Below are 23,302 nucleotides of genomic sequence, written 5' to 3'. Positions count from 1 at the left end.
GTGCCCTACGGCACCATGAGCGCGGTGGAGCTTTCGCTCACCGACATCATGGACAAGATCGTGGTGGACGACTGGGGGCAGTGCCGGAAGGGCCTTCCCTACGGTTCCCTGCGGCCCCATGTGGAGGCGGAAAAGCTCACGCAGGAGAACCTGCATGCCGAAATGGGGCAGATCGTGGCGGGGCTCAGGCCCGGCCGCGAGAGCGATGAGGAAACCATCCTGTTCTGGCATCGCGGCCTGAGCACCAACGACATCGCGCTCGGCTGCGCCATGCTGGAAAAGGCCGGAAAGCTCGGCATCGGTCAGAAGCTGCGCTATCGCTGAGACTTCGGCGAAGCGGCCTTTGCCGCTTCGCCTCTTCCCGGAACCTTTTATCGACCACCAGCGGTATGTCCATGCGCTCCCGTTCCTTCTTCTATGCCTGTCTGCTTTTCGCGGCGCTGTGCGGCGCCTATTTTCTCGTGTTCTTCCAGAGACTCAGTCTCGGGGTCATCATGCCGGAGCTGTCCGGGGATCTTGCCCTTGCTCCGGCCATGACGGGCTGGCTCGGTTCGGCCTTTCTGTATGCCTATGCGGCCACGCAGATACCGGCCGGACTCATGGTGGACAGCTGGGGGCCGCGCCGGACCATGCTGCTTCTTTTCGGACTCGGCGGCGTGGGCGGCATACTCTTCGCCTCGGCCGAAGGGGCGGCGCAGGCCTTTGCAGGCAGGGCTCTTGTGGGCATGGGCATGGCCGTGGTCACCACGGCTTCCTTCAAGATCATGAGCCGCTGGTTCCACGCAGGCATCTATGCGCGCCTTGTGTCCATATTCATGGCCGTGGGCGGGCTCGGCACCTTTTTCGCCGCCGCGCCGCTGGCTTCTCTCAGCGCGCTTTTCGGCTGGAGGCCGGTATTCTGGTGCATCGCCGTGTTCTCCCTGCTCTGGGGTGCGGTGCTGTTCTTCCTTGTGAAGGACGCGCCTTCCCCCGCCCAGCAGCAGGAACTCGGCCTGACGGAGGAGACGGCCTCCGCTCCTGCCGCCTCCGACGCCCCCCGGGGGCTCGGGGCCTTCAGGGTGCTGTTCTCCTCGCGTCAGTACCGGCTTGTGGTGCTGTGGTATCTCACGGGAGCCTCCCTGTTCTTTTCCTTCGCCGGTCTCTGGGCCGGGGATTATTACCGCACGGTGCATCATCTTTCCGCCGAATCCACCGGGGCGCTGCTTTCTCTCGGCGCGCTGAGCCTTGTCATCGGCACGCCTGCCGGGGCCTGGCTTTCCGACAGGCTCCATTCCCGCAAGATCGTGCTTGCCGCAGGCTCGCTCTGCGCCCTGGCAAGTTCCGCCTCCCTCTGCTTCTGCCCGTCGGGTCTGCCGGTATGGGCGCTGTGGCTTCAGTTCGGCGGCATCTGCATTGCGGGCAACGCCACGGCGTCGGTGGTGTTCACCGCTGCGCGCGAGGCCCTGCCCGCCTCGGTGCTCGGGCTTTCCACCTCCATGCTCAGCTTCTCCATCTTCGCCTGCACGGCCTGCCTTCAGGCCGTCATCGGTGAAGTGCTGGAACGTCTGGCTCCCCTCGGCATGGAAGCGGCGTATTCCAGGGCCTTTCTCATCTATCTTGTCTTTTCCGTCATCAGCCTCGCGGCGGCGTTGATGCTGCGCGGGCGCAGCCGGGCCTGAAGGCCTTCGGAGCGAACATGAATTCCGTCATTCGTCTCACTGGTTCCGATCTGACGCTGGAACAGGTTTCCCTGGTGGCGCGGCAGGGGGCTTCCGTGGAGATAGCCCCGGAAGCGGAGGAACGCATCCGCCGCACCAGAAACATGGTTCTGGCCATGGCCGAGGATCGTTCTCTGCCGCGCATCTACGGTTTCAACACCGGCGTGGGCATGAACAAGGACTGGGACATCAGCCGGGAAGGGCTGGCCGCGTTCAACACCATGCTCATCCGCTCGCACAGCGCCGCCGTCGGGCCTGAAATGGACGAGGCAGAGGTCAGGGCGACGCTGCTTGTGCGCCTCAACTGCCTTCTGGCCGACGGTACGGGCGTTTCCTGGGAGCTGGTGGAACGCTACCGCGATTTTCTCAACCTGCGCCTGCACCCGGTCATGCCGGGGCGCGGCTCCATAGGCGAAGCCGACCTCGTCACCCTGGCCCACATGGGCCTTGCCGTCATGGGCGAGGGCGAGGTGGTATTCCGCGGGGAACGCATGAGCGCAGAACGCGCCCTTGCAGAGGCGGGGCTTGAACCGCTTGTTCTCGGCTGCAAGGAAGGACTCGCCATTGTGAGCAGCAACGCCGTTTCCGCAGGCATGGCCGCCCTGGTGCTGCAGGACTGCGAGAGCCTCATGGATGCGGCCGATCTCATCTATGCCCTGGCGCTGGAAGGCTACGGCGGCAACGTGTCGCCGCTGGATGCGGCCTGCTATGCCCGCCGCCCGGTGCCCGGCCCCACGCAGACGGCCGCGCGCGTGCGCCGTTATCTTGAAGGCAGCTTTCTCTGGAAGGGCGGCGTGGCCGCCACCATGCAGGACCCGCTCTGCTTCCGTTCCGCCTGCCATGTGCACGGCGCCGTGCGCGACGCCATGGATTACCTGAAGCCCCATCTTCTGCTTCAGATCAACTCCACGGACGACAACCCCTGCGTGCTGGCGGAGGAGCGGCGCTTTGCCCACAACTCGAATTTTGAAGTGACCTCATGGGTGCTCGGCTTTGAAATGCTGGGGCAGGCCCTCAGCCATCTGGCGCGCAACATCTGCTATCAGGTGATCAAGCTGGACAGCCCCGCCTTCAGCAGGCTTCCCCGCTTCCTCAGCCCGGACGGCACGAGCGTCATGGCCTATACCACCAATCAGAAGACCTTCTCCGCGCTGGAGGCGGAAATACGGCATCTGTCCAATCCTGTCAGCGCGGATTACATGGCGCTTTCCGGCGACGTGGAGGACCATGCCTCCAACGCGCCGCTGGTGGTGCGCAAGACGGCGAAAATCATCGACAATCTCCGCTATATGCTGGGCATGGAGGCCTACCATGCCGCGCAGGCCGCAGACCTTCGGGGCATGGCTCCCCTCGGAGCGGTCACGGCGCAGGCCTGTGCGGCCGTGCGCTCCGTCATTCCCTTCCTTGACCACGACCGCGTCATCAGCGCGGACATCAAAAGCGGCTATGACCTGATGGCTTCGGGACGCCTGGCGGATATCGCGCGCGGCACGCCCCGGGTCTGAGCACGGACATTTCAACATGGGAGAGAGCGTTATGCAGGATGTGGTAGTCAACTGGACCGGTCTCGACTGGCTGGCCATCTTCATGTACCTCAGCATCATGATTCTGGTGGGCTGGTATGTGTCCCGCAAGGTGAGGAATTCGGAAGATTATCTCATGGCGGGCAGGGCACTGTCCTACCCCATGGTGGTGGCGACGGTGGCTGCCACCTGGTACGGTTCCGGCGCCGTGTTCGGCACGGCTGAACTGGCCTTCAACGCAGGTATCGCCGCCTTTGTGGTGTGGTGCGTGCCCGCGCATCTCGGCCGCATTCCCCTGGCCCTGTGGGTGGCCCCCCGGGTGCGCGGCGTGAAGGAGAACACCATTCCCGCGCTGCTGGGCAGACTGTACGCCCGCCCCGTCGCCTTCCTCGGGGCCGTGCTCATCGTGTGCTATTCCAGCCGTCTCATGGACATCGTTTCCGTGGGCATCATGGGCAATACGGTCACGGGCCTGCCCAACTGGATCATCGGCGCGGTGATCGTGGGCGTGGTCATCTGCTATTCCATGTTCGGCGGGCTGTGGTCCGTGGTCATGACCGACGTGCTTCAGTTCTTCCTCATGACCAGCCTCACCCTTCTGCTGCTGCCGGGCGTGTGGAGCAGCGTGGGCGGCTTCGAGGGGCTCCGTGCGGCGCTTCCCGCCGGCCATTTCTCGCCCACGGGCGGCCTGCCCGTAAGCCAGCTTCTCGTGTTCTTCCTGCTGGGCTTCCAGGTCTACGCCGACCCCGCCGCGTATCAGCGTTTCGGCGCCTCCAACAGCGCAAAGACCGCCAAGCGCGCCTATCTGACCTGCCTGCTCATCTGGATGGCCTTTGATACCGTCATGACCATGCTCGGCCTCGGCGCCCGCGCCCTGTATCCCGAACTTCAGGGCAGCAAGGCCTTCCTCACCATGGCCATCAACGCCATGCCGCCCTTCCTCACCGGGCTGTGGATATGCTCCATCCTCGCGGTCATCATGTCCACCATGAGCTCGTTCTTCCTCGTGGGCGCCACCACGCTCACCTGCGACCTCATCAAGCCTCTTTTCCGCCCCTGCATGACCGACAGGGAACAGATCCGCCTGACGCGCTTCTTCATGGTCTGCATAGGCTTCTGCGGCTGCCTGCTGGCCTTCCAGTTCTCCGCCGTGCTGGACGCCGTCATCTTCCTCGGCGGTCTGTATCTCGCCTCCGCCTTCGTGCCCGTGCTCGGCGGCCTGTTCTGGCGCTGGCGCTTCACCGTGGCGGGCGGCTTCCTCAGCATGCTCGGCGGCATGGGCACCACCCTTGTGTGGCAGTTTCTGGGCAATCCCTTCGGCCTGAAGCCCATGCTGGTGGCGCTGCCGGTATCCTTCATTCTGTTCCTTCCGGGGAACATGATAGGCAAGCCCATCGACCGCAACGCAGAACCCGTCAATGAATGTGAATAAGGGAGATTCTCATGGATCAGAGCCTTTCCACCGATATCAAGTTCGTTGTGGCCATCATTCTGGAAGCCGTGGTGCTCGTGTGGGGCCTTGTCGGCGGCGTGAGTCTGCTCGGCTATATCCTGCCGGTGCTTGTGGCCATCGTCTGCACCACCATCACCGTTCTCGGCATTCGTGATTTCTTCCGTCAGCACCGCTGATGCCTTTTTCAGCCCGCCCCGAGGGCGCGGACAGGAGTTGTTCATGGATATGTTGGCCACGCCCGTCACTCTTTCCCGGGAAGAGATCCTTCGCAGGGCGAAGGGGAAGGGAGGCCTGCTGGGCAGGCTTTTCGTCAGACAGCCTCTTACGGAACTCAGGCTGGAATACGTCCGTTTCTACATGGTCCGTCTCCCGTACGACGTGGAGGCACGCCGCTTTCCCTTCCGCAGGCACGAGACGGGGGGCGTCATGTCCGTGGCCGTCAATGCGCTCTACGGCCGCTGCGCCATGAAGGATACGGAACTTGCCCTTGCCCCGGTGCAGGGCGGGCATTTTCAGAACGGACGCTTCGAGATGGCGGGCGGCGAGGCCGAGGAACTTGCCATGAACTTTGCACGGCGCATCATCATGCGCATGTGCCGCAACCTGCCCCGTTTCGGCGCGGTGGAGCATGAAACGTTCTTCCGGCCGTACTGGATGGCCTATTACGGAGACCCTGAGAGCCAAGATACCCGTTATCTGCCCTTCGAGGCCGACGGGCTGACCTTCAAGCGCTGAGGAGAAGGAGCGTTTTTCGTTCCGGCTCCGGCGGGGCGCGGTACGGGAGAGTGCGGGCCGTTCCGCATGTTCCGCGCCCCGCCCTGCGGACGGCAGTATGCCCCGGAAGCGGTATGAACGCCGTTTCCGGGGCTTTTTTCAGCAGAAAAGCCCTTGATGAGGCGGGCTTTCCCGCATCGCGGGCAGCTGGGCGGGGCGTTCCCCTTCGCCCGGCTTTGTGCTACTCTTGCGCCCGCGGCTTTTTCCGCCCGGTGCGTGCCTTTGCCGTCCGGATTTCGGGGAAACGTGCATTTTTCCGCCTTGTCCGGGGAGCTTTTCCGGAACATCCTGGCGGGCGCGCTCTCCTGCATTCTTTTTTCTCAGGGCCAGATATGAATATTCTTCTCGACAGCGGCAGCGGCGGCAGGGCCTCGCAACGGCTCATCACCGAGGTGTTTCTCCGGCATTTCGACAACAGCATCCTGCGCCGCATGGACGATGCGGCGCGGCTTGAGCTTTCCGGCCCCGTGGCCATGAGCACCGACGGCTACACCGTGACGCCGCTGTTCTTTCCCGGCGGGAGCATCGGCTCCCTTGCGGTGCACGGCACGGTGAACGACATTGCCATGATGGGGGCGCGGCCGAGATATCTTTCCTGCGCCTTTATTCTGGAAGAGGGGCTGGATTCGGACGTGCTGGAACGGGCCGTGGCCGACATGGCCCTTGCCGCGCGCAAGGCGGGCGTGGCCATCGTCACGGGCGACACCAAGGTGGTGCCGCGCGGCGCGTGCGATGCCATGTTCATCACCACGGCGGGCGTGGGAGAGATACTGCCCGGAGCCTCGCCTTCGGGCCACGGGGCGCGGCCGGGCGACGCCGTGCTGGTCAGCGGCTCCATGGGCGATCACGGGCTTACCGTCATGGCGGGGCGGCTTTCCTTCGTGAGCGACGTGCGAAGCGACAGCGCGCCGTTGAACGCCATGGTGGAGCGGCTGATTCTTGAGGTGGGGGATATCCATGTTCTGCGCGATCCCACGCGCGGGGGCCTTGCCACCACCCTCAACGAGATTGCCGAACAGTCCGGCGTGGCCTGCGTGGTGGAGGAGACGGCCGTGCCCGTGCATGAGAACGTGCGCGCGGGCTGCGATATTCTGGGGCTGGATCCTCTGTATCTTGCCAACGAAGGCAAGCTCATCTGCATCCTGCCCCGGGAAAAGGCGGAGAGGGCCCTTGCCGTCATGCGCGAATGCGAATTCGGCGCCGAGGCCGCCATCATAGGCGAGGTGGTGGAGGCGGAAAAGCCCCGGGTGGAACTTCGTACCTTCATGGGAGGCACGCGGCTTCTTTCCATGCTGGAAGGGGCGCAGCTTCCCCGCATCTGCTGAGGTCTTCATGCGTATCGCCGTCTGGAACACCGCATTTCTGGGAGATTCCGTTCTTACCCTGCCTCTTGTCCGTACGCTCAAGGCCGCCTGGCCCGATGCGGAGGTGGATTTTTATGTGCGCGGGGGCCTTGCCTCCCTGTACGAGGCGCAGCCCGAACTTGCCCATGTTCATGCCTGCGACAAGCGCGGCAGGGACAGGGGCCTTGCCGCCATGCTGCGGCAGGGCAGGGCCGTGGCGGAGAAAAAGTACGATATCTGGGTGGATGCCCACCTCAGCCTGCGCAGTTCCTTCATGGCACTGGCCTCCCGTGCGCCCGTGCGCGTGGGCTACCGCGAGGCCGTCTTCTCGGGCCTTGTCTTCACACGGCGCGTCAGCCGGAGATTTCATGAACTGCAGGAAATAGAGCGTCTTCTGCTTCTGGCCGAAGCTCTCGACGTGCCCCGCGCCGTGCTGGAGGATACCTCCCTGCACTGGCCCGAGCTTGTGCTGCCCGCCCGCGCCCGTGAAGAGGCGCAGGCGCTTCTTTCCGTGCTGCCGGAAGGCAGGACCATAGGCCTGCACCCCGGTTCGGTATGGCCTACCAAGCGCTGGACGCCGGAAGGTTTTGCCTTTATCCTGCGCCGTGCGCTTTCGCGCGGGGTGAATGTGGTGCTTCTCGCCGGTCCCGGCGAGGAGGAAACGGCGGCAAAGGTGCGCGAGCTTGCCGCTGTGGGCGGAAACAATGAGCGCTTTCTCGATCTTTCCGGGAAAACCTCGCTTCTTTCCCTTGCCGCCGTGCTGGGCAGGCTGGATGACTACGTCACCAACGATTCCGGCCCCATGCACCTTGCCTGGGCGCAGCATACCCCGGTCACGGCGCTGTTCGGCCCCACGGTGCAGGCGCTGGGCTTTGCGCCGCGCGGGGAGCAGAGCAGCGTGCTGGAAGCGGACCTGCCCTGCCGTCCCTGCGGGCTGCACGGGCACAAAACCTGCCCGAAGGGGCATTTTGACTGTATGAGGCGCATCGACCCCGAAGATGTGTGGTGCGATGTGGAACGCAAGCTTGCAGCGCGGGATGAGAAATAAACCATGTCTTCTTCCAAACAGAGACCCCTGCCCCAGAGCCTGGGCCTGCCCTTCACCGGCGCGGACAGCCACGCCCACCTTGACGACGAGCGACTTCTGCCCGACCTTTCCGGCATGCTGGAGCGCGCCGCCTCTTCCGGCGTGTCCCTCATCGTACACATGTTTCTTCAGCATGAGCGCTACGCGGCCAACCGCGACGCCATTCTTGAGGCGGCCGCCGCGCTGCCCGAGGCGCCGGACATCTGCTTTGCCCGGGGCCTGCACCCGGAAGACGTGCTGCGGGCCGATGAGCAGGAGTGGGAACACCTTGTGGATGCGGTGAAGAACGATCCGCTCATCCGCGCCGTGGGGGAAATAGGGCTGGATTATCATTACGAGGAAGGCTATTCTCCCTCGGCTCTGCAGGGGCCGTGGTTCCGCCGTCAGCTCAGGCTGGCCAAGGAGCTGGACAAGCCCGTGGTCATCCATTCCCGCGATGCCTGGGATGAGATGTTCGCCGTTCTCGACGAGGAGGACATGCGCGGCCGTCCGCTTCTGTGGCACTGCTTCGGCGGCGACATCGCCCGGGCGGAACAGATTGTGGAACGCGGCTGGCACATCGCCTTCGGCGGGGCATCCACCTTCAAGGCCAATGCCTTCGTGCGCGAGGCGCTGCATGCCGTGCCGCCGGACAGGCTGCTTCTGGAGACGGACTGCCCCTATCTTGCTCCCCAGCCGTGGCGGGGCAGAACCAACGAACCGGCCCTCATCGTATTTACGGCACAGTGCCTTGCCGCGGAACTCGGCATGAGCACGGAAGAGCTCTGGACGCTGACCGGGGAGAACACGCGGCGCTTTTTCGGCATGTAGAAAAAGGCCTCCCTGCGGCCGCATGAGGCCCGGAGGCAGGTTGAAGGGGCGGGAAGCCCCGGGAAAGAAAGGACGCTCCCTGTGCGTGACAGGGGCAGCTGTTTCAGGAGACAAGGATGGGCAAGAGCGGATTTCACTGCATCACCTTCGGCTGTCAGATGAACGTCAACGACTCCCAGTGGGTGGAGCGCGCGCTCATGCGCCTCGGCTTTGAGGAAAAGCCCCTGGAAGAAGCCGACGTGGTGTTTCTCAATACCTGTTCCGTGCGCGAAAAGCCGGAACAGAAGGTGTACAGCGCCCTCGGGCGCGTGCGTCAGGCCAACCCCCGCGCGGTGGTGGGCGTGGCCGGGTGCGTGGCGCAGCAGCTCGGGGAAGAGCTCATGCGCCGTCACCCGCAGGTGCGCCTTGTGGCGGGAAGCGACGGCGTGTCCGCCGTTCCCGACGCCTTCGTGCGTCTGCTGAACGAGCCTGATCTTCGGCTTTCCTATCTGGATTTCACCGATATCTTTCCCGACCGTGATCCCTGCCTTTCTGTGGAAGGCGGCAGTGCCCCCGGCGAGGTCACGCCCGTGGCCTATGTGAACATCATGCAGGGCTGCGACAATTTCTGCGCCTACTGCATCGTGCCCTATACGCGCGGGCCGCGCAAATCCCGTTCCACAAAGGCGGTGCTCGACGAATGCCGCGCCTGGGTGGAGCGCGGCGCGGGGGACATCACGCTTCTCGGGCAGAACGTCAACGTGTTCGGCAAGGACAAGAGCGGCGACGGCACCTCCTTCCCCGAACTTCTGCGCCGCGTGGCGGAAATTCCGGGCCTTCGGCGCATACGCTTCGTTTCCGCCCATCCGCGCGACTTTTCGCAGGAAACCATCGACATGTTCGCCTCTCTTCCGCAGCTCTGCCCGCGCCTGCACCTGCCGCTGCAGTCCGGTTCCGATTCCATGCTCAGAAAGATGGGGCGCGGCTACACCATGGAGCGCTACCTTTCCGTGGTGGAGGGACTCAGGAAGGCCCGGCCGGACATCGCCCTTTCCACCGACCTCATCGTGGGTTTCCCTTCGGAAACGGAGGAGGAGTTTGAAGACACCCTGAAGGCCGTGGACAGCTGCGGCTTCATGTCGAGCTTTTCCTTCTGCTATTCCGACAGGCCGGGCACGCGCGCCTCGGCCATGCCGTTCAAGATTCCCCACGAGGTGCAGCTGGAAAGGCTGGAGCGGCTCCAGAGCCTTCAGAACGAACGTGCGGAAGCGTGGCTGCAGAGCCGCGTGGGCCTTGTGACCGACGTGCTTCTGGAAGCGCCGAGCCAGAGAAGCGCGGAAGGCAACAACGAATGGCAGGGCCGCGACGTATGGGGCGACATGGTGAACGTGAGCCTGCCGGCAGGGCGGGGCCGTCCCGGCGAATTTGTGGATGTGAAAATCGATAAGGCCCTGAAGCACTCGCTCAAGGCCTCCCCCGTACAGGCCTGACGCTGTGACAGCATGAAAAAAGGCGGCCGGAACATTCCGGCCGCCTTTTTTCATACGCTTTGATGAGGGATCAGCAGTTGCATTCCGCGCCGGAAACGGCGTCCACGCGCAGCACTTCCCTGGCCTTGTCCAGGGCTTCCTTGCTCATGCCGGGCACGTCGGCAAGTTCGTCGATGGACATGAAGTCACCCATTTCCTCACGGTACTGGGTGATGGCCTTGGCAAGGTCGGCGTTCAGGCCGGGCACGGAGGCGAGTTCCTGCTGCGTGGCGGTGTTCACGTTGATGCCTTCCTCTTCCGCAAGGGAGAGAGAGGAGAAGCCGAGGCAGAGGGCCAGAGCGAGAGCGGTGACGAAAGTGCGTTTCATAGAAATCTCCTTGAAATGTTTACCAGCTGAGGAAGGACCAGGAATACATGAAGAAACAGATGACAAGGGAAAGCAGCGAGGAGGCGGCAAGGCTCAGGTGCCTGCGTCCCGTGCCGCAGTCTGCACGGTGGGCGTGGAACACGCCCATGTAGATGGCCGTCGCCGTGGCCCAGAAGAGCAGCAGGGCGAAGAGTATCTGAAGGTAGAAGGTGATGCCTGTCATAGGGGTTCCCTGAAGGCCCGGCCCGCAGGGCGCGCCGGGGTGGCGTTTTTCGGAAGCTCCGGCCGGGTCTGGTACCCCGGCCGGAGACGGGAGTTCCTGCAGCGGTGAGTGCTCCGTCAGGAAAGGGGAGGGCGCCTGTTACAGCAGGCCCGTGCGCTGGAAGAGCACGGCAAGGACGATGAAGGCCACGGCGAGGATGATGCCCACCATGTCGCGGTCATGTTCCTCCTGCCCGGTGTTGTCCATGAAGTTGAAGCCGTCCTCATCGGTGGTGTGGGAATGTTGCATGGCAGAATCCTTTAGATAAGCGGGAACTTGAAGTGCGCTGCCGCGAGCAGGCAGAGCGTGAGCAGCGCGATGCGGAATATGCCGGAGGCGAAGGTGAGGACCACGCCCTTCAGGCCCCACTGGGCGATTTCCCGCAGGGGGAGGGAAAGGCCGAGGGCGGCCGCCGCAAGGGAGAAGTCCCACTTCACGAGTTCAAACACGGCAAGGTGTGCAGGTTCCTTCACCACATGGAACTGCACCGCAATCCAGACGATGATGAACACCGCGACAAAGAGCGGGAAGCGCTTGTGGGCGAGCGTGGCGTGGACATGTTCGTCATGGGGACGGATGCGGGCGCGGATGAACATGACAAGGAACACGAACAGGAAGCCTGCGGGCATGAGGGCGTTGCGCACGGCCTCCACATAGTGCGCCCAGTGCCCGGCCTCGTAGCTGTAGCCGAAGGCCGCGTTGAACATCTGCCCCGTGTTGCCGATGCCGAACACGGAAAGCACGGCAAAGGCCTCATCGTCCATGTTGAGGGCATGGCCCAGAAGCGGCAGAAGGAAGGAAGCCACAAGCCCGAAGAGCAGGATGCAGCCGAGGGCGTTGATGACCTGCCCGCCTCTGGACTTCAGCATGGGCATGAGTATGGCCACCACATGGGGGTCGCCCGTGGAGAGCGCGCCCGCAATGGTGGAGTAGTGGCGGTCGTCCATGGAGAGAAGCCTGCCGAGGACGAGCGTCAGGGTTGCGGTGATGATCATGACGGCAAAGGCGAGGAGAATGAGGGGAAGTCCCGCCTTTTCCGCATGGCTGAAGACAAAGTGCGGCGCCAGCATGATGATGCCGAGGGGCATGAGGATGTGGATGTAGGAAAGCCCGCGCTTCCAGCAGTCCGGCACGCCGAACACGTTGCCGATGATGAGTCCCATGAGGAAGGGGTTCCACACGAAGTTGGAGTTGAGGATCTGGAAAAGCGGCTGATGGTTCACCGGGCCGACCACGCCGTCGAGCCAGGCGAAGAGGTTTTCCAGCGTCAGCGGGTTGGGACTGCCCGCGAGGTTGTTGGAAAAAAGCGCGATGAAGAACATGGCCAGCAGGCCGGGCAGCGCTTCCTGCGTGCTGTACAGGCAGCTCAGAAAGGAGCGACGGCGCTCTTCGTAGGATGTGTTCATGGTAAACCTGCCTATTGGAACTTGCGGCTCAGCCGTGCGTCGAGCCCGCGTTCGGGGTGGGGATGCGTGCCGGTGCGCCAGTATTCCTGCAGGGCGGAACGTTCCATGAGCGACGCGCGCAGGAAGCCTTCTATGGTGCCGTTCACGCCCATGAGCACATCAATGTTGTTGCGCGGCTGGAAGGCCAGGTTCGCGCTCTTGAACACGCGTTTGCGGTAATTGGTCTCAATGTGCCAGGCGTGGATCATTTCCCCGTCGAAGCTGTCGATGACGATGCTGAACTGAGGCTTGCCGTCGGCCATGCGCGGGCCGTCGAAACGGGGGTGATCCTTGTCGAGAATGATGGGCTCGGGGTTGTCCAGCAGCACTTCATTGAGCTGATAGCAGTGGCCGCACACGTCGGGCCGCACCATGAAGCGGGGGTCGCCCTCGAAGGGCGTGTCGCTTTCAAGCTTCTTCAGGTTCACATAGGTGTAGAAGGCGGCCTTGCCCTTTTCAAAGGGCGTTTTCACGTCCACTTCCGCAAGCACCCTGTTTCTGCCTTCGTCAAAGGGGAACTGCAGGGAGTTCACCACGCGCTGATGCTGGGGCAGGAAGGCGCGGGTCTCTGCGGTGAGCGGGCCGAGAACCTTGTGCTCGACCAGGGAACCGTCGTTTCTGCGTATTTCCACTTCACTCGTGCCGGCATTCTCGTCGAAAGCGATGAGCTTCAGGGTATGATTCTTGCCGAGGGCCTTCTCTTCGCCGGGGGCGAGCAGCACGCGCACGGGCTTGTCGTAGGTGTATTCCACGCTCTGTATGGCGGGGGTGCCGAAGCTCTTCACGCGCACATAGTCTTCGCCCACGAATTCCGGCTCGATCCAGGTGGCGCCTTCGGCAAAGCGGTCGTGCAGGTAGTAGCGGTCGCCCTGTTCGCGGCTGAGGCCCTGGGCCAGTTCAAAGGGCGCGCCGAAGTTGTTGCCCGAGTACTTCACCACGTTGATCTGCGCCATGGGTCTGTCGTCGAGCAGGTGCTTTTCGGTGAAGCGCAGCACCTTGTTGTTCACACCGAGAGGCTGATCCTGCCAGTAGACGGGGTGCAGGCTGGCATCGGGCTGCACGCGCCAGAAGTCGATGTCGAAATTGCGGCGCGTGAAGGTGGTGGACTTGAAGGTGGCGATGTAGGCGCGGCGGCCCAGCATGTAGAAGGTTTCCCCGTTCAGGGCGCGCACGTTGCGGGCGTTGCGCGACGTGTAGAACAGGCCGGCAGGCGGAATGACGATGCGGTCGTTCTTCCAGTCCACATAGCTGCCGCGGATGACGAGACCTTCGGAAGAGGTGAGCTTCTCGCCGCGGCGGTTGGTCACCTGTTCACGCCCGAAGCCGCGCATGAGCCCGCCGAAGGGGGCCGTGGGATCGGGGGCGTGGAAGGCCATGTTGGGCATGACCGAGGGGAAGGAGGTGAAGTGCGAACCCTGCACCTCGGTGCCGAACTTCGGCGTGGCAAGGCGGGTCAGGAAGCTGTCTTCCAGTATGGAAATGAAGGTCGGCGTGCGGCCGATGAAGCAGTCGATGTCCTTGCGGCCCTTGTCCGTGAAGGCAAGGTTGTCGGTGCGCTGGAAGAAGGCGTCGCGCACATAGTAGCTGAGGGCCCTGTCGCCTTTGATGTCGTCGGCCACCAGGCGGAAGGCCGGGCGGTTCCACACGTCGGAATACTTCACCGGGCCGTCGAAGCTGTCGTTTTCCGCATCCAGGGTGAAGGGCGCGGCGTTTTCCAGCGTCAGGCGCTGAAGCTTGCCGGTGAGCAGGTTCGCCTCAAGGCCCACGGTGTAGCGCGCATCCAGGGGCCAGGGTTCGCCGTTCTTCACGGTGACGAGGTCGCGGTAGATGACAAGGCTCAGCACGCCGTCCTCCCAGTCGTGGGGCACGGCGGTGGACCACGGCACGAAGTCGGAGTGGCGCAGATATTCGGGCTGCACGGCTATTTCAATGCGCATGTCTTCGCCGGGCACGGTGAGGCTGTAGGCGTCCTTTTCGTCTTCGGCGTCCTTGGAACCCTGGGAGGTGATGGGCCGCACCAGTTTTTCGGCAAGCACCGTGTTGCCCGAAAAATCCGTCACCCGCACGCGGAAGCCTTCGTTCTCGCGGAAGGCATAGATGCGCTTGGTGCCGTAGAGGCGGTATTCCTCCTGCCTCAGGTCGAGCACCACGGGACGGGCAAGGGAGAAGGTGGCCTCTTCTATGACGGGATAGGAGAGGGCGGCGAAATGCGCTTTGGTGAAATCGTGATCCTTCACCTCGAAGCGGCTGGCTCCGTATTCAAACACCGGATCGAGGAAGAATTCGTCAAGCTGTTCCACGTCGCCTTCCATGTGACTGCGGTCGGGCAGGTCCTTGATGGCCGGGAACTTGGAGGACACGGAAAATTCCATGGGCCAGTGGCCCGAGGGCGCAATGAGCGCCATCTGAATGTAGGGCAGATCATAGTGATCGGTGGCGTAGTCGAACCACAGGCGGTAGCCGGAGTCGTCCACCGTCACCTTTTCCCCCTTTTTCAGCGACACGTCGCGCACGGTGCGCACGCTTACCTTGCTGTCCACAAGGTAGGCATGTTCGCCGAGAAGGAGGAACGGATCGCGGCGGAAGGGCGCGGCGTCCTGTTCCGTTTCCGAAATGTAGCAGAGCCCTCCCGCAGGCACGGTGGCCTTGCCGGCCTTGACGGAGCTTTTCCGCACGAGCACGGCCTCGGAAAGGTCGCGCCGCTGGCCGTACTGGTTCTTGAAGGCTTTGTGCCGCAGGCCGCCGAGTTCGGGAATGAAGGGCATGTCGCCTGCCGGGGCAAGCCCGTGCGGGCTTTCCGCAGCCGGTGCGCCGGAAACAAGGAGGCACAGGATGGCGGCGGCGACGCCGGAAACGAGAAGTTTGTTCATCAAAACTTCCTTGTGGTTTGAAGGGTCTGGCAGAAAGGCGGCGTTTTTCCGTGTGCGCCGGAGGAAACGGGGAAAGTCCGCCGCACATATGCTATGCACGAATCGTTCCAAAAAAAATATTCATAAGAATGACGGTAAATTACGAAGATTTTCCGGGTGAGGGCGCGCAGGGCTTCATGAGATGTCTGTGCATATCTCCGCACAGAAGGCGGAAGCTGTGTTCTTCTCCGCGCAGGAGGGGGGCGGGTTCTTTACGCAGGCCTGGCTTGCCGTTACTATTGCCGACGCAAATCTGCTTCAGGGTAACGACATGAGTGAACAGAAAAAAAGCGGCTATCAGATCCTGGTGGTGGACGACGACCCGGAATGGCACGACATTCTTGCCCTTCTTTTTTCGCGCAAGGGCTGGAAGACGGAAACGGCCCTTTCCGGGGAAAGGGCGCTTTCCCGCATTGCCGCCGGCGGCATCGACGTGGTGGTGTGCGATCTTTCCATGCCCGGCATGAGCGGGCTGGAGGTGCTGCGGCGCGTGCGTGCCATGAACGCGCAGCTTCCCTTCATCATGATGACGGGCGTGGGCACCATTGAAAGCGCGGTGGAGGCCGTGCAGCTCGGGGCATACAGCTACCTCACCAAGCCCGTGAACAACACGGAGCTTGCCGCCCTTGTGCAGCGCGCGGCCGAGCATGCCCGCCTGCACAGCCAGCTTCAGCAGAAGCCCCGCGAGGAAGAGCTTCAGGTTTCCATGGTCTACAACAGCCCCTCCATGAAGCAGGTGCTGCAGATCATACGCAAGGTGGCGGGCACGAGCGTGCCCATTCTCATCACCGGGGAAACGGGCACGGGCAAGAGCCGCCTTGCGGAATATGTGCACCGTGCAAGCGCGCTCAGGGAAAAGCCCTTTCTCACCATCGACTGTGCGGCTCTTCCCGAATCGCTGCTGGAAAGCGAGCTTTTCGGCCATGTGAAGGGCGCGTTCACCGGCGCGGTGAACAGCAGGCGCGGCCTTCTGGAGGAAGCGCAGGGCGGCACGGTGTTTCTGGACGAAATAGGCGAGCTTTCCCCCTCCACCCAGGCCAAGCTTCTGCGCGCCATTCAGGAACATGAGATACGGCCCGTGGGCAGCAATAAAAGCGTGAGCATCAACGTGCGCTTCATTGCGGCCACGCACCGCAGGCTGGAAGAGGATGTGAAGACGGGGCGCTTCCGCGAAGATCTTTTCTACCGCCTTTCCGTCATTCCCCTGTATCTTCCGCCCCTCAGGGAACGGCGGGAGGATCTTGCCGCGCTCATAGGCTTTTTCATCAACCGCTTCAATGCCCGTTACGGCCGCAACGTCACGCAGATCAGCCCGGCGGCCATGAACATACTCTACAGCCAGCCGTGGAAGGGCAATATCCGCGAGCTGGAAAACGTGCTGGAGCGGGCCTTTCTGCTGACGGAAGGCGACAGGCTCATGCCCGAATCGCTGGGCATGCTGACGGACGGCGCACCGTTTGCAGCTTCCCCCTCGGCAGAAGCTATGTCCGACACGCCGCTTTCCCTTTCCGATGCGGTGCGCAATGCGGAAATTCAGGCCCTTCAGCAGGCGCTTTCCCTGTGCAACGGCAACAAGACGCAGGCGGCCGAACTTCTGGGCATAGGCAGGCGCACGCTCTACGACAAGCTTGAGCAGTTCGGGCTCATGGACCGCAGGGAATAATACGCCGCCGTATCACGAGGCGTTTTACGGAGTGAAAAAAAGGCGGCGGAACATGCAGATACATGTTCCGCCGCCTTTCTATGGGGAGGTCGGGGATTACTTCTTCAGAGCGCTCTTGTACAGATACGCCTTGTCGAACACTTCATACCACTTGGGAGCCTTGGGGAACACGGCAACCTTGTGGGAGAGGTCTCTGCCCTTCAGGCCGGGGTAGTCGGCCGTGTAGCGGAAGGCGCGGTGGACCATGTTGAACATGACGTTGATGTCTTCAAGACCGTCGGGATCGGGGATGGCGTCGACTTCGCTGAGAACGGGCCGCACGGCGCCCATGCGCACGAAGGGGCTGACGTATTCCCAGACCACTTCCTTGTTGCGGGTCACTTCAAAGATATGGCCCGTGGAGGTAGCCGTGATGAGCACGTTGCCGTTGGGCAGCAGCTGCGTGGAACCCTGGTAGGCGCTGTAGAAGGAGTTGGGGTTCTTCGCACCGTATTCCCATTCGATCTTCTTGCTCTTGATGTCCACGATGACGGCGCGGGAACGGTTGGACTGCGGGCGCTGCCAGCCGTTGTCGAACAGGGCCACCTTGTCGTTGCCTATCCAGGTGGCATCGTGGTTGCCGAAGAGAAGCTGAGAGCCGTTGTCGCAGAAGCTGGGCAGGGCGCCTTCACCGTGGTTCGAGGGGTTGCCGAAGCGCCACACGACCTTGCCGCTCTTGTCGTGGTTGACGATGAAGACTTCGCTGAAGTTGCGGGAGCTGATGAGCACCTGGTTGGTTTCGGGATTGTAGCGGACGCTGTTGATGTGCATCCAGTCGGAATCGCCGTAGTAGTTCTTGATGGGCAGGCGGTAGTTGATGTCGAACTGGTCCTTGCCCGTGCCGATGTGATCCCAGGCGTGCCAGGACCATACTTCGTTGCCCTGAGGATCGACTTCCACGATGTAGTCGGCCCACAGGCCGTCGTAGTTGGGCTTGTGACCGGTATCTTCACCGGGCTTGGGCAGGGTGCCGGGCTTGCGGCCCTTGGCGATGGCTTCGTCGTAGCTCTTGTGTTCCCAGGCCACGATGAGGGTGTTGCCGTTGGGCATGCGGTCGAAGGCGTGATGGCTCAGCCTGTCCTTTTCATAGATCTTGTGTTCCCAGAGAACCTTGCCGTCCCAGTCCAGTTCCTGCAGCGCGCCCGTCATGCCGCCGAAGGGAACCGTGTTCTCGTAGCGGAGCCCGCGGAGCAGATGGCCGTTGGGCAGAAGTTCGGCGTAGAGCCCGGGACGCCCGGCGGTTTTCCATTCATGGACGATGTTCCCTTCCATATCCAGGAGGTAGGTGGACGTCGCCATCATGGGAGAGATGAGCGTATAGCCGGGCTGGGCCTTGGCTTTGTCGTAGGTCAGCACCCCGGTGGGGGTGGACATGACTTCCACGGCGCCTGCCTGCTGGGGCGCGGAAATCAGCCCCGTTCCGAGAATCATGGCTGCAAACAGTGCGGAGGCAACGATTCTGTTCATAACACCATCCTGTGTATAAGGTTGTAGAGTCGCGCTTTGCCGGCCGCATGACCGGCTTATTCCTCATCTTCCGGCGAGGGCATGCACAAAGAAGGTGCGCCATGCCGTCCGTCCGGATTCTTCCGGAACGGGAAAACGTCCGAAGCGTTCCTTGTGTGTTTTTCCGCCGGTGAGGCGGAAAGGGCGGGCGGATTGCCGCCGCCTTGTCCTGCGGAACCTGCGAAAGGAAATGCAAGAATTATACCATGCAATCCGATTGTTTTTTCTTTCAATATATTACAGCGTCTGTCGGGATTGTTTCATGTGAAGTGCGGAACGCACTGTACGGAAAACCGTACGAAAAAAAAAGAGGCGGGAGGAAAAGCGTATGCTTTCCGGGCGCTTCGGAAAGGCTTTTTTGAAGGGAAAGAAAAAAAAGAAGGCGGATCCTGCAAAGGATCCGCCTTCCGGGCACGGGAACTTTTCCTGAAGGAGCGGTGTTTCTGCGGCTTAGTAGGCCTTCATGCCGGGCATGGCATTGGGGTTGAAGATGAGGTCGTCATCTTCTTCGATGGGGTCAAGCTCGGAGATCTTGCGGCCGGGAAGGATGTCGGTGAGGTCGTCCACGGTGGTGAAGCGTTTATCCTTGCGGGCGGCGACAATGGCGTTCGCCTGATCCATGGTCAGCTCGATGCCTTCTTCCTTGCAGGCGGCCACCATTTTTTCCGCACTGGCCTTGTTGAAGCTGAAGGAACCGGCATAGGCGGGAGCGGCCAGGGTGCAGGCCATGACGGTAAGAATGAGCGTATGCGAGAATTTCATTATTTTCTCCTTCTATGTTCAGCACTTGGAGGGGGCAAGCGTCATTTCGGCGTTGTCGGGATCGTACCACAGGCTGTTCTGTTCTTCCACAGGATTGATGGCTTCCAGGGTCTTGTTGTCGAGTCCGGGAACCTTGAGCAGGTCTTCGGCCATGACGAAGGGCTTTTCCCTGGCCATTTTCACCATGGCTTCGGCCATTTCCCTGGTGATGTTCGCGTCGGGGATGGACATCAGCTCTTCCACGGTGGCGGTGTTGAGATTGATGGCCCCTTCGCCGGGCACGAGGTCTTCATCGGCCATGGCCGGGGCGGCGCAGGCGAGAAGAGCGCAGAGAGAAAGGGTGGAGATGAGTTTTTTCATGGTGGCTCCGTAAGCGCGGCTTGCTTTTTCAAGAAAACCGTCCGGAAGGCGCGGGAGCGGACGCCCGCGCCGATTGCGAGAGAAACCGCGCTGTTTCCGCCGTGCGCGGGCGCAAGGCTCCCGAAGAATGCTCTTCAGGAGCCTTCCGCTTTACTTGCCGGGCTGATAGGGCGTTTTTTCGGCAGCAATCTTGAAGGTGGTGTTTTCCGGCGGGTTGACGGCGAATTCCTGCGGCTTCTTGAGCTGGGGCACATAGTCGTAGGGCACGCGGTAGGCGCGGTACACCAGATTGAACTTGCCGTTGGGGTTGTACCAGGGGCTTATGTATTCCCACACGATTTCATGGTCGGGCGTGACTTCCTGGAACTGGCCCACGGCGCCGTTGGTGATGAGGGTGTTGCCGTTGGGCAGGCGCTGGGCGGAGCTCACATAGTCGCTGTAGAACTTGTAGGTTTCGCGCAGGCCCATGGTGGCGGCGGAGTGTTCCCACACCTTCTTGAGGGTGACCGGATCGAACTCGATGACACGGGAATAATCGCGTCTTGCGTTGCTCCAGCCCATGGGGGAGGTGGGGTTCCTGTCGCCGTAACCGGCAAAGCCGCCGTTGTCGTACACAAGGATGTTGCCCGCGCCGGGCAGGCCCTTGGGAATCATGTGGCAGTGGTGCTGACCCACGATCTGGCCGAGCTTGTACAGCGCGCGCTTGTATTCCCTGCCGCCGAATATCCACTTGTCGTCGGGGTAGAAGGTGGGGCCTATCTGCCACACGATCTTCTTGGTGGCCTTGTCGATGATGAAGCAGGTGTTGAGCTGGCGGCAGGAGCAGATGATGTTGTCGGGATGGAAGACCGCATATTTCACCGGATCTTCGTCATACCAGTGGTTGGGGCCGAGGGGAGAGGCGGCGTTCATGTGCATCCAGTCCGCGGCTCTCACACCCGGGGTGCGGGTCATCTGCCAGGTGGGGAACTTGTGCATGGACTTCTTGAGGTCGTCGGGGAGCTTCAGTTCGTCGAAATGCTCGCAGGCCTTCCAGTCCCAGAGAATGTTGTTGTCCTTGTCCACCTCGAAGATGTAGTCGTCATCCAGGGGCTTCTTGTTCGTGATGGCCGGGTTTTCGGTGAACAGGTGGGAGAGCACGATGATCTTGCCTTCCGGCTTGTATTCCACGGGCATGTCCGGGCTGTGGTAGCCGGTGGGGTTGCCTTCCACCTGAAAGTCGTGGTGCATGCCCGCCAGGGGGATGTTGCGCACGATCTTGCCGTTCCAGTCGCAGATGGAAAGGTCGGCGGACATGGGATCACCGTAGGTGCGGCCTACCATTTCCGGTTTCTGCCTTGTGGCACCCATGACGTAGCCGCCCTTGAGCAGCTTCGTGGGATGCTCAAGTTCGCTCACGTTTTTCCATTCATGCACGACGTTGCCGTTCATGTCGATGAGCACGCAGCCCTGTCCGGCCGTTTCCACACCGAACACGGTATAGCCGTTCCAGCATTTTTCCGGTTTGTAGATGGTGGTGCCGTGAGGGAACACGGAAGGAAACGCCCAGCCCAGAGAAGGCGCCGCAGTGGCCGCGGCGGCCGCGGACAGACCCATGAGGAATTGACGACGATTCATGTGACTTCCTTTGAGGTTGAAAACGGGTGTGATTCCCTATGCACCTAGCAAAGAGCGTGCCATAGTTCTTTTTATTGTAATATCAATAAGATTGTGCACACGCTTTCTGCCGTTCGTGGGGATTGCCGCACACGGAAGGCGGTGCTGTGCGAAAATCCGTACGTTTTTTTTCCTTGCGGAGGAAAGACGCATGGTGTCTTATGCTGGAAGGGAGTCTTTCATGCGAATTCTTGTTCTTTTTGCCGTCATGGCGTCCGTGCAGCTTTGTCCCTTTTCGCCGTCGGCGGAGGGGGAGGCCTGTGCCGCGGAGCGGGAAAGAAGGCTTGTCATCGGCGTGCCGCCCAATTCCGCCCCCCTTTCCTTTCTGAACGAGAGCCGTGACGGGCTTCTCGGCCTTGCCGTGGATCTCAGCGTGAAAATGGCCGGGGAACTCAACATGGACATCGTCTTTGTGCAGAGCAATGCCCGCAAGCTGGAACAGAAGCTTCAGCGCGGCGAAATCGACGCCGTGGTGGGGCTTCTGCCCGTGAATCTGAAGAACGATTTTTCCGACGTGCTGGTCACGCCGCTTGCCCTGAACCGGGCCATTCTGGTGGTGGGGCAGGAACATCAGTTCGCCATGGAACAGGACATGGCCGGGCGCAGGGTCATTCTTCAGCGCGGGGACACCTATATTCCCAAGATGCTGGACATGGGCTGCACCGTGGTGCAGGCCGATTCCATCACCAACGCGCTGAACCGTCTGGTGGCCGGTGAGGCGGAAGCGTACATCGCCAGTTCCGTGGAAATGGCCTTCCATATCGTGCAGAGCAAGAAGTACAAGAACATCAGGGTCATGGGCGGCTCTCTGGAGCGTATTCCCATGGTCATGATGGTGGGCAGGCAGTCCGGTCTGCTGGAACGCATGACGAGCGCTCTGGTGCACCTTGAGGAGAGCGGCGAGGTGGAGAACCTGCGCACGAAATGGCTGGGCCGCGCCCTGTATGTGCCCACGCTCTGGGAGCAGTACCAGTATTATATCCTTTTCACGGTGGTTTTTCTGTGCTGCATCTTCATTGCCTCCGTCACCTGGATCTATGCGCTCAAGCGTCAGGTGCGCAAGGTGTCGCGCAGACTTATTCGTTCGGAAAGAAAATACCGCGACCTCATCGAGGAATCGCCGGACATCATCCTTCTGCTGGATGCAGACGGGCAGATCAGGCTTTCCAACCGGGCGGCAAGGGGCGTGCTGCATATTGAGGAGAGCGGGCACAGCTCCGTGCTCATGGAGGCCCTGTGCGAGGAAACCAACGGCTGCCTGGAACGCTTTGTGGAGCTTATTCCGCAGAAGGGCGCGCTTCGCCGGGAAATCACCCTGGCCCCGGGTACGGAACAGGAACTGGTGCTGGAGGTCAACCTGTTCATGGCCGACATGGAGGCCTCGCCCTACGCCATATGCCTCATAGGGCGCGACATGACCGAGCGGCGCAGGCTGGACAGGCAGGTCATGGAAATGGAGCGGCTGGCCGTACTCGGCAAAATGGCCGCAGGCGTGGCCCATGAGATCAACAATCCCATAGGCATCGTCATGGCCAATGCGGAACTTGCCCTGGAGGACTGCCCCGAAGACAGCCCTCTGCGCCCGCTTCTCAAGGCCATACACCGCAACGGTGAGCGGGCCGTGAACACCACAAGGCGGCTCATGCACATCGCTCTGCCCGACTCGGTGCAGTACGAAACCCAGAATCTGGCCCTCATCGCCCGCGACGCGCTCTTTTTCCTGCGGCCGCGCCTGCGTACGGTCAGGGTGGACGAGAGCCTTCTGCCGGAACATCTGCCCATGCGCGGCAACCGTACCCTGCTGGAACAGCTGGTGCTGAACCTCATGATCAATGCACTCGACAGCATGGAAACGGAGGGAGGATTCCGCGCCCTGGTGCTGGAAGGCCGCTGCGAGGGCGGGCGCGTCATGCTGGATATTTCCGACTGCGGCAGCGGCATAGCCGAGGAGAACAGGAAAAAGATCTTCGAGCCTTTCTTCTCCACCAAGGGGAGCCGGGGCTTCGGGCTGGGCCTGTACATTTCCCGGCACATCGTGGAACTGCATGAAGGGCATATCGAGGCCCATTCCGCACCCGGAGAAGGCTCCACCATGTCCCTTTCCTTCCCTGCGGCGGAGGAGGACGAATAGCGCCTCCATACCCTGCTGCAAAAGGCCGCGGCGTGCCTTTTTGGCA

20 protein-coding genes and 1 pseudogene are annotated in these 23,302 nt (G+C 61.9%); 12 read left to right on the top strand and 9 right to left on the bottom strand.

Features of this window, described 5'->3' with window-relative positions:
• From Q0K07_RS07410 to miaB, 10 genes and pseudogenes are all read left to right on the top strand, one after another.
• Positions 1 to 324: pseudogene (locus Q0K07_RS07410) on the top strand (hypothetical protein); the annotation flags it as partial.
• A gap of 71 nt (positions 325 to 395) precedes the next feature.
• On the top strand, positions 396 to 1,658 hold the full coding sequence (locus Q0K07_RS07405) for an MFS transporter (RefSeq protein ID WP_294558118.1): 1,263 nt from the start codon (positions 396 to 398) through the stop codon (positions 1,656 to 1,658).
• A 17-nt stretch (positions 1,659 to 1,675) separates the two neighbouring features.
• Complete coding sequence (gene hutH, locus Q0K07_RS07400; protein WP_294558117.1) at positions 1,676 to 3,202, top strand: histidine ammonia-lyase; 1,527 nt, start codon at positions 1,676 to 1,678, stop codon at positions 3,200 to 3,202.
• A gap of 16 nt (positions 3,203 to 3,218) precedes the next feature.
• The gene (locus Q0K07_RS07395; protein ID WP_294558115.1) at positions 3,219 to 4,652 is read left to right on the top strand and encodes a sodium:solute symporter; all 1,434 of its coding nucleotides are present in this window, start codon (positions 3,219 to 3,221) and stop codon (positions 4,650 to 4,652) included.
• A gap of 11 nt (positions 4,653 to 4,663) precedes the next feature.
• Positions 4,664 to 4,849: a hypothetical protein gene (locus Q0K07_RS07390; RefSeq protein ID WP_294558113.1), complete on the top strand. Its 186-nt coding sequence runs from the start codon at positions 4,664 to 4,666 to the stop codon at positions 4,847 to 4,849.
• A gap of 43 nt (positions 4,850 to 4,892) precedes the next feature.
• Complete coding sequence (locus tag Q0K07_RS07385) at positions 4,893 to 5,408, top strand: hypothetical protein (RefSeq protein ID WP_294558111.1); 516 nt, start codon at positions 4,893 to 4,895, stop codon at positions 5,406 to 5,408.
• Positions 5,409 to 5,779: 371 nt separating this feature from the next.
• Positions 5,780 to 6,772 (top strand): hydrogenase expression/formation protein HypE, encoded by a 993-nt coding sequence (gene hypE, locus Q0K07_RS07380; protein ID WP_294558109.1) that lies wholly within the window; start codon positions 5,780 to 5,782, stop codon positions 6,770 to 6,772.
• Between the two features lie 7 nt (positions 6,773 to 6,779).
• Positions 6,780 to 7,838 (top strand): lipopolysaccharide heptosyltransferase II, encoded by a 1,059-nt coding sequence (waaF, locus tag Q0K07_RS07375; RefSeq protein WP_294558107.1) that lies wholly within the window; start codon positions 6,780 to 6,782, stop codon positions 7,836 to 7,838.
• Between the two features lie 3 nt (positions 7,839 to 7,841).
• Positions 7,842 to 8,687, top strand: a complete 846-nt coding sequence (locus tag Q0K07_RS07370; RefSeq protein WP_294558105.1) for a TatD family hydrolase — start codon at positions 7,842 to 7,844, stop codon at positions 8,685 to 8,687.
• 116 nt (positions 8,688 to 8,803) lie between these two features.
• The gene (gene miaB / locus Q0K07_RS07365; protein ID WP_294558104.1) at positions 8,804 to 10,156 is read left to right on the top strand and encodes a tRNA (N6-isopentenyl adenosine(37)-C2)-methylthiotransferase MiaB; all 1,353 of its coding nucleotides are present in this window, start codon (positions 8,804 to 8,806) and stop codon (positions 10,154 to 10,156) included.
• Positions 10,157 to 10,226: 70 nt separating this feature from the next.
• Here the strand turns inward: miaB and Q0K07_RS07360 are convergent, their stop codons facing one another.
• The 5 genes from Q0K07_RS07360 to Q0K07_RS07340 all read right to left on the bottom strand — a co-directional run bounded on the left by Q0K07_RS07360 (position 10,227) and on the right by Q0K07_RS07340 (position 15,100).
• The gene (locus tag Q0K07_RS07360; protein ID WP_294558103.1) at positions 10,227 to 10,523 is read right to left on the bottom strand and encodes a helix-hairpin-helix domain-containing protein; all 297 of its coding nucleotides are present in this window, start codon (positions 10,521 to 10,523) and stop codon (positions 10,227 to 10,229) included.
• 19 nt (positions 10,524 to 10,542) lie between these two features.
• Positions 10,543 to 10,746 (bottom strand): hypothetical protein, encoded by a 204-nt coding sequence (locus Q0K07_RS07355; RefSeq protein ID WP_294558102.1) that lies wholly within the window; start codon positions 10,744 to 10,746, stop codon positions 10,543 to 10,545.
• A gap of 138 nt (positions 10,747 to 10,884) precedes the next feature.
• Positions 10,885 to 11,034: a hypothetical protein gene (locus tag Q0K07_RS07350; protein WP_294558101.1), complete on the bottom strand. Its 150-nt coding sequence runs from the start codon at positions 11,032 to 11,034 to the stop codon at positions 10,885 to 10,887.
• An 11-nt stretch (positions 11,035 to 11,045) separates the two neighbouring features.
• Complete coding sequence (locus Q0K07_RS07345; protein ID WP_294558100.1) at positions 11,046 to 12,191, bottom strand: putative sulfate exporter family transporter; 1,146 nt, start codon at positions 12,189 to 12,191, stop codon at positions 11,046 to 11,048.
• A gap of 11 nt (positions 12,192 to 12,202) precedes the next feature.
• Positions 12,203 to 15,100: a hypothetical protein gene (locus Q0K07_RS07340; RefSeq protein ID WP_294558099.1), complete on the bottom strand. Its 2,898-nt coding sequence runs from the start codon at positions 15,098 to 15,100 to the stop codon at positions 12,203 to 12,205.
• 310 nt (positions 15,101 to 15,410) lie between these two features.
• Between Q0K07_RS07340 and Q0K07_RS07335 the strand changes: the two genes are divergently transcribed.
• The gene (locus Q0K07_RS07335; protein ID WP_294558098.1) at positions 15,411 to 16,802 is read left to right on the top strand and encodes a sigma-54 dependent transcriptional regulator; all 1,392 of its coding nucleotides are present in this window, start codon (positions 15,411 to 15,413) and stop codon (positions 16,800 to 16,802) included.
• Positions 16,803 to 16,898: 96 nt separating this feature from the next.
• On the opposite strand, the gene Q0K07_RS07330 is transcribed toward Q0K07_RS07335, so the two are convergent.
• The 4 genes from Q0K07_RS07330 to Q0K07_RS07315 form a co-directional block, all read right to left on the bottom strand.
• Complete coding sequence (locus tag Q0K07_RS07330; protein WP_294558097.1) at positions 16,899 to 18,308, bottom strand: aryl-sulfate sulfotransferase; 1,410 nt, start codon at positions 18,306 to 18,308, stop codon at positions 16,899 to 16,901.
• 489 nt (positions 18,309 to 18,797) lie between these two features.
• Positions 18,798 to 19,109: a type II secretion system protein GspK gene (locus tag Q0K07_RS07325; protein ID WP_294558096.1), complete on the bottom strand. Its 312-nt coding sequence runs from the start codon at positions 19,107 to 19,109 to the stop codon at positions 18,798 to 18,800.
• Between the two features lie 18 nt (positions 19,110 to 19,127).
• On the bottom strand, positions 19,128 to 19,469 hold the full coding sequence (locus Q0K07_RS07320; RefSeq protein WP_294558095.1) for a helix-hairpin-helix domain-containing protein: 342 nt from the start codon (positions 19,467 to 19,469) through the stop codon (positions 19,128 to 19,130).
• 150 nt (positions 19,470 to 19,619) lie between these two features.
• The gene (locus Q0K07_RS07315) at positions 19,620 to 21,086 is read right to left on the bottom strand and encodes an aryl-sulfate sulfotransferase (RefSeq protein ID WP_294558094.1); all 1,467 of its coding nucleotides are present in this window, start codon (positions 21,084 to 21,086) and stop codon (positions 19,620 to 19,622) included.
• A 220-nt stretch (positions 21,087 to 21,306) separates the two neighbouring features.
• Here Q0K07_RS07315 and Q0K07_RS07310 point away from each other — a divergent pair, with 220 nt between their 5' ends.
• Positions 21,307 to 23,256: a transporter substrate-binding domain-containing protein gene (locus tag Q0K07_RS07310; protein WP_294558093.1), complete on the top strand. Its 1,950-nt coding sequence runs from the start codon at positions 21,307 to 21,309 to the stop codon at positions 23,254 to 23,256.
• The last annotated feature ends 46 nt before the right edge of the window (positions 23,257 to 23,302 follow it).

Source organism: uncultured Mailhella sp. (assembly GCF_944324615.1).
Classification (GTDB): Bacteria; Desulfobacterota; Desulfovibrionia; order Desulfovibrionales; family Desulfovibrionaceae; genus Mailhella.
The sequence above is the reverse complement of the archived record's forward strand: the minus strand, read 5'-3'. Positions and strand labels throughout refer to the sequence as shown.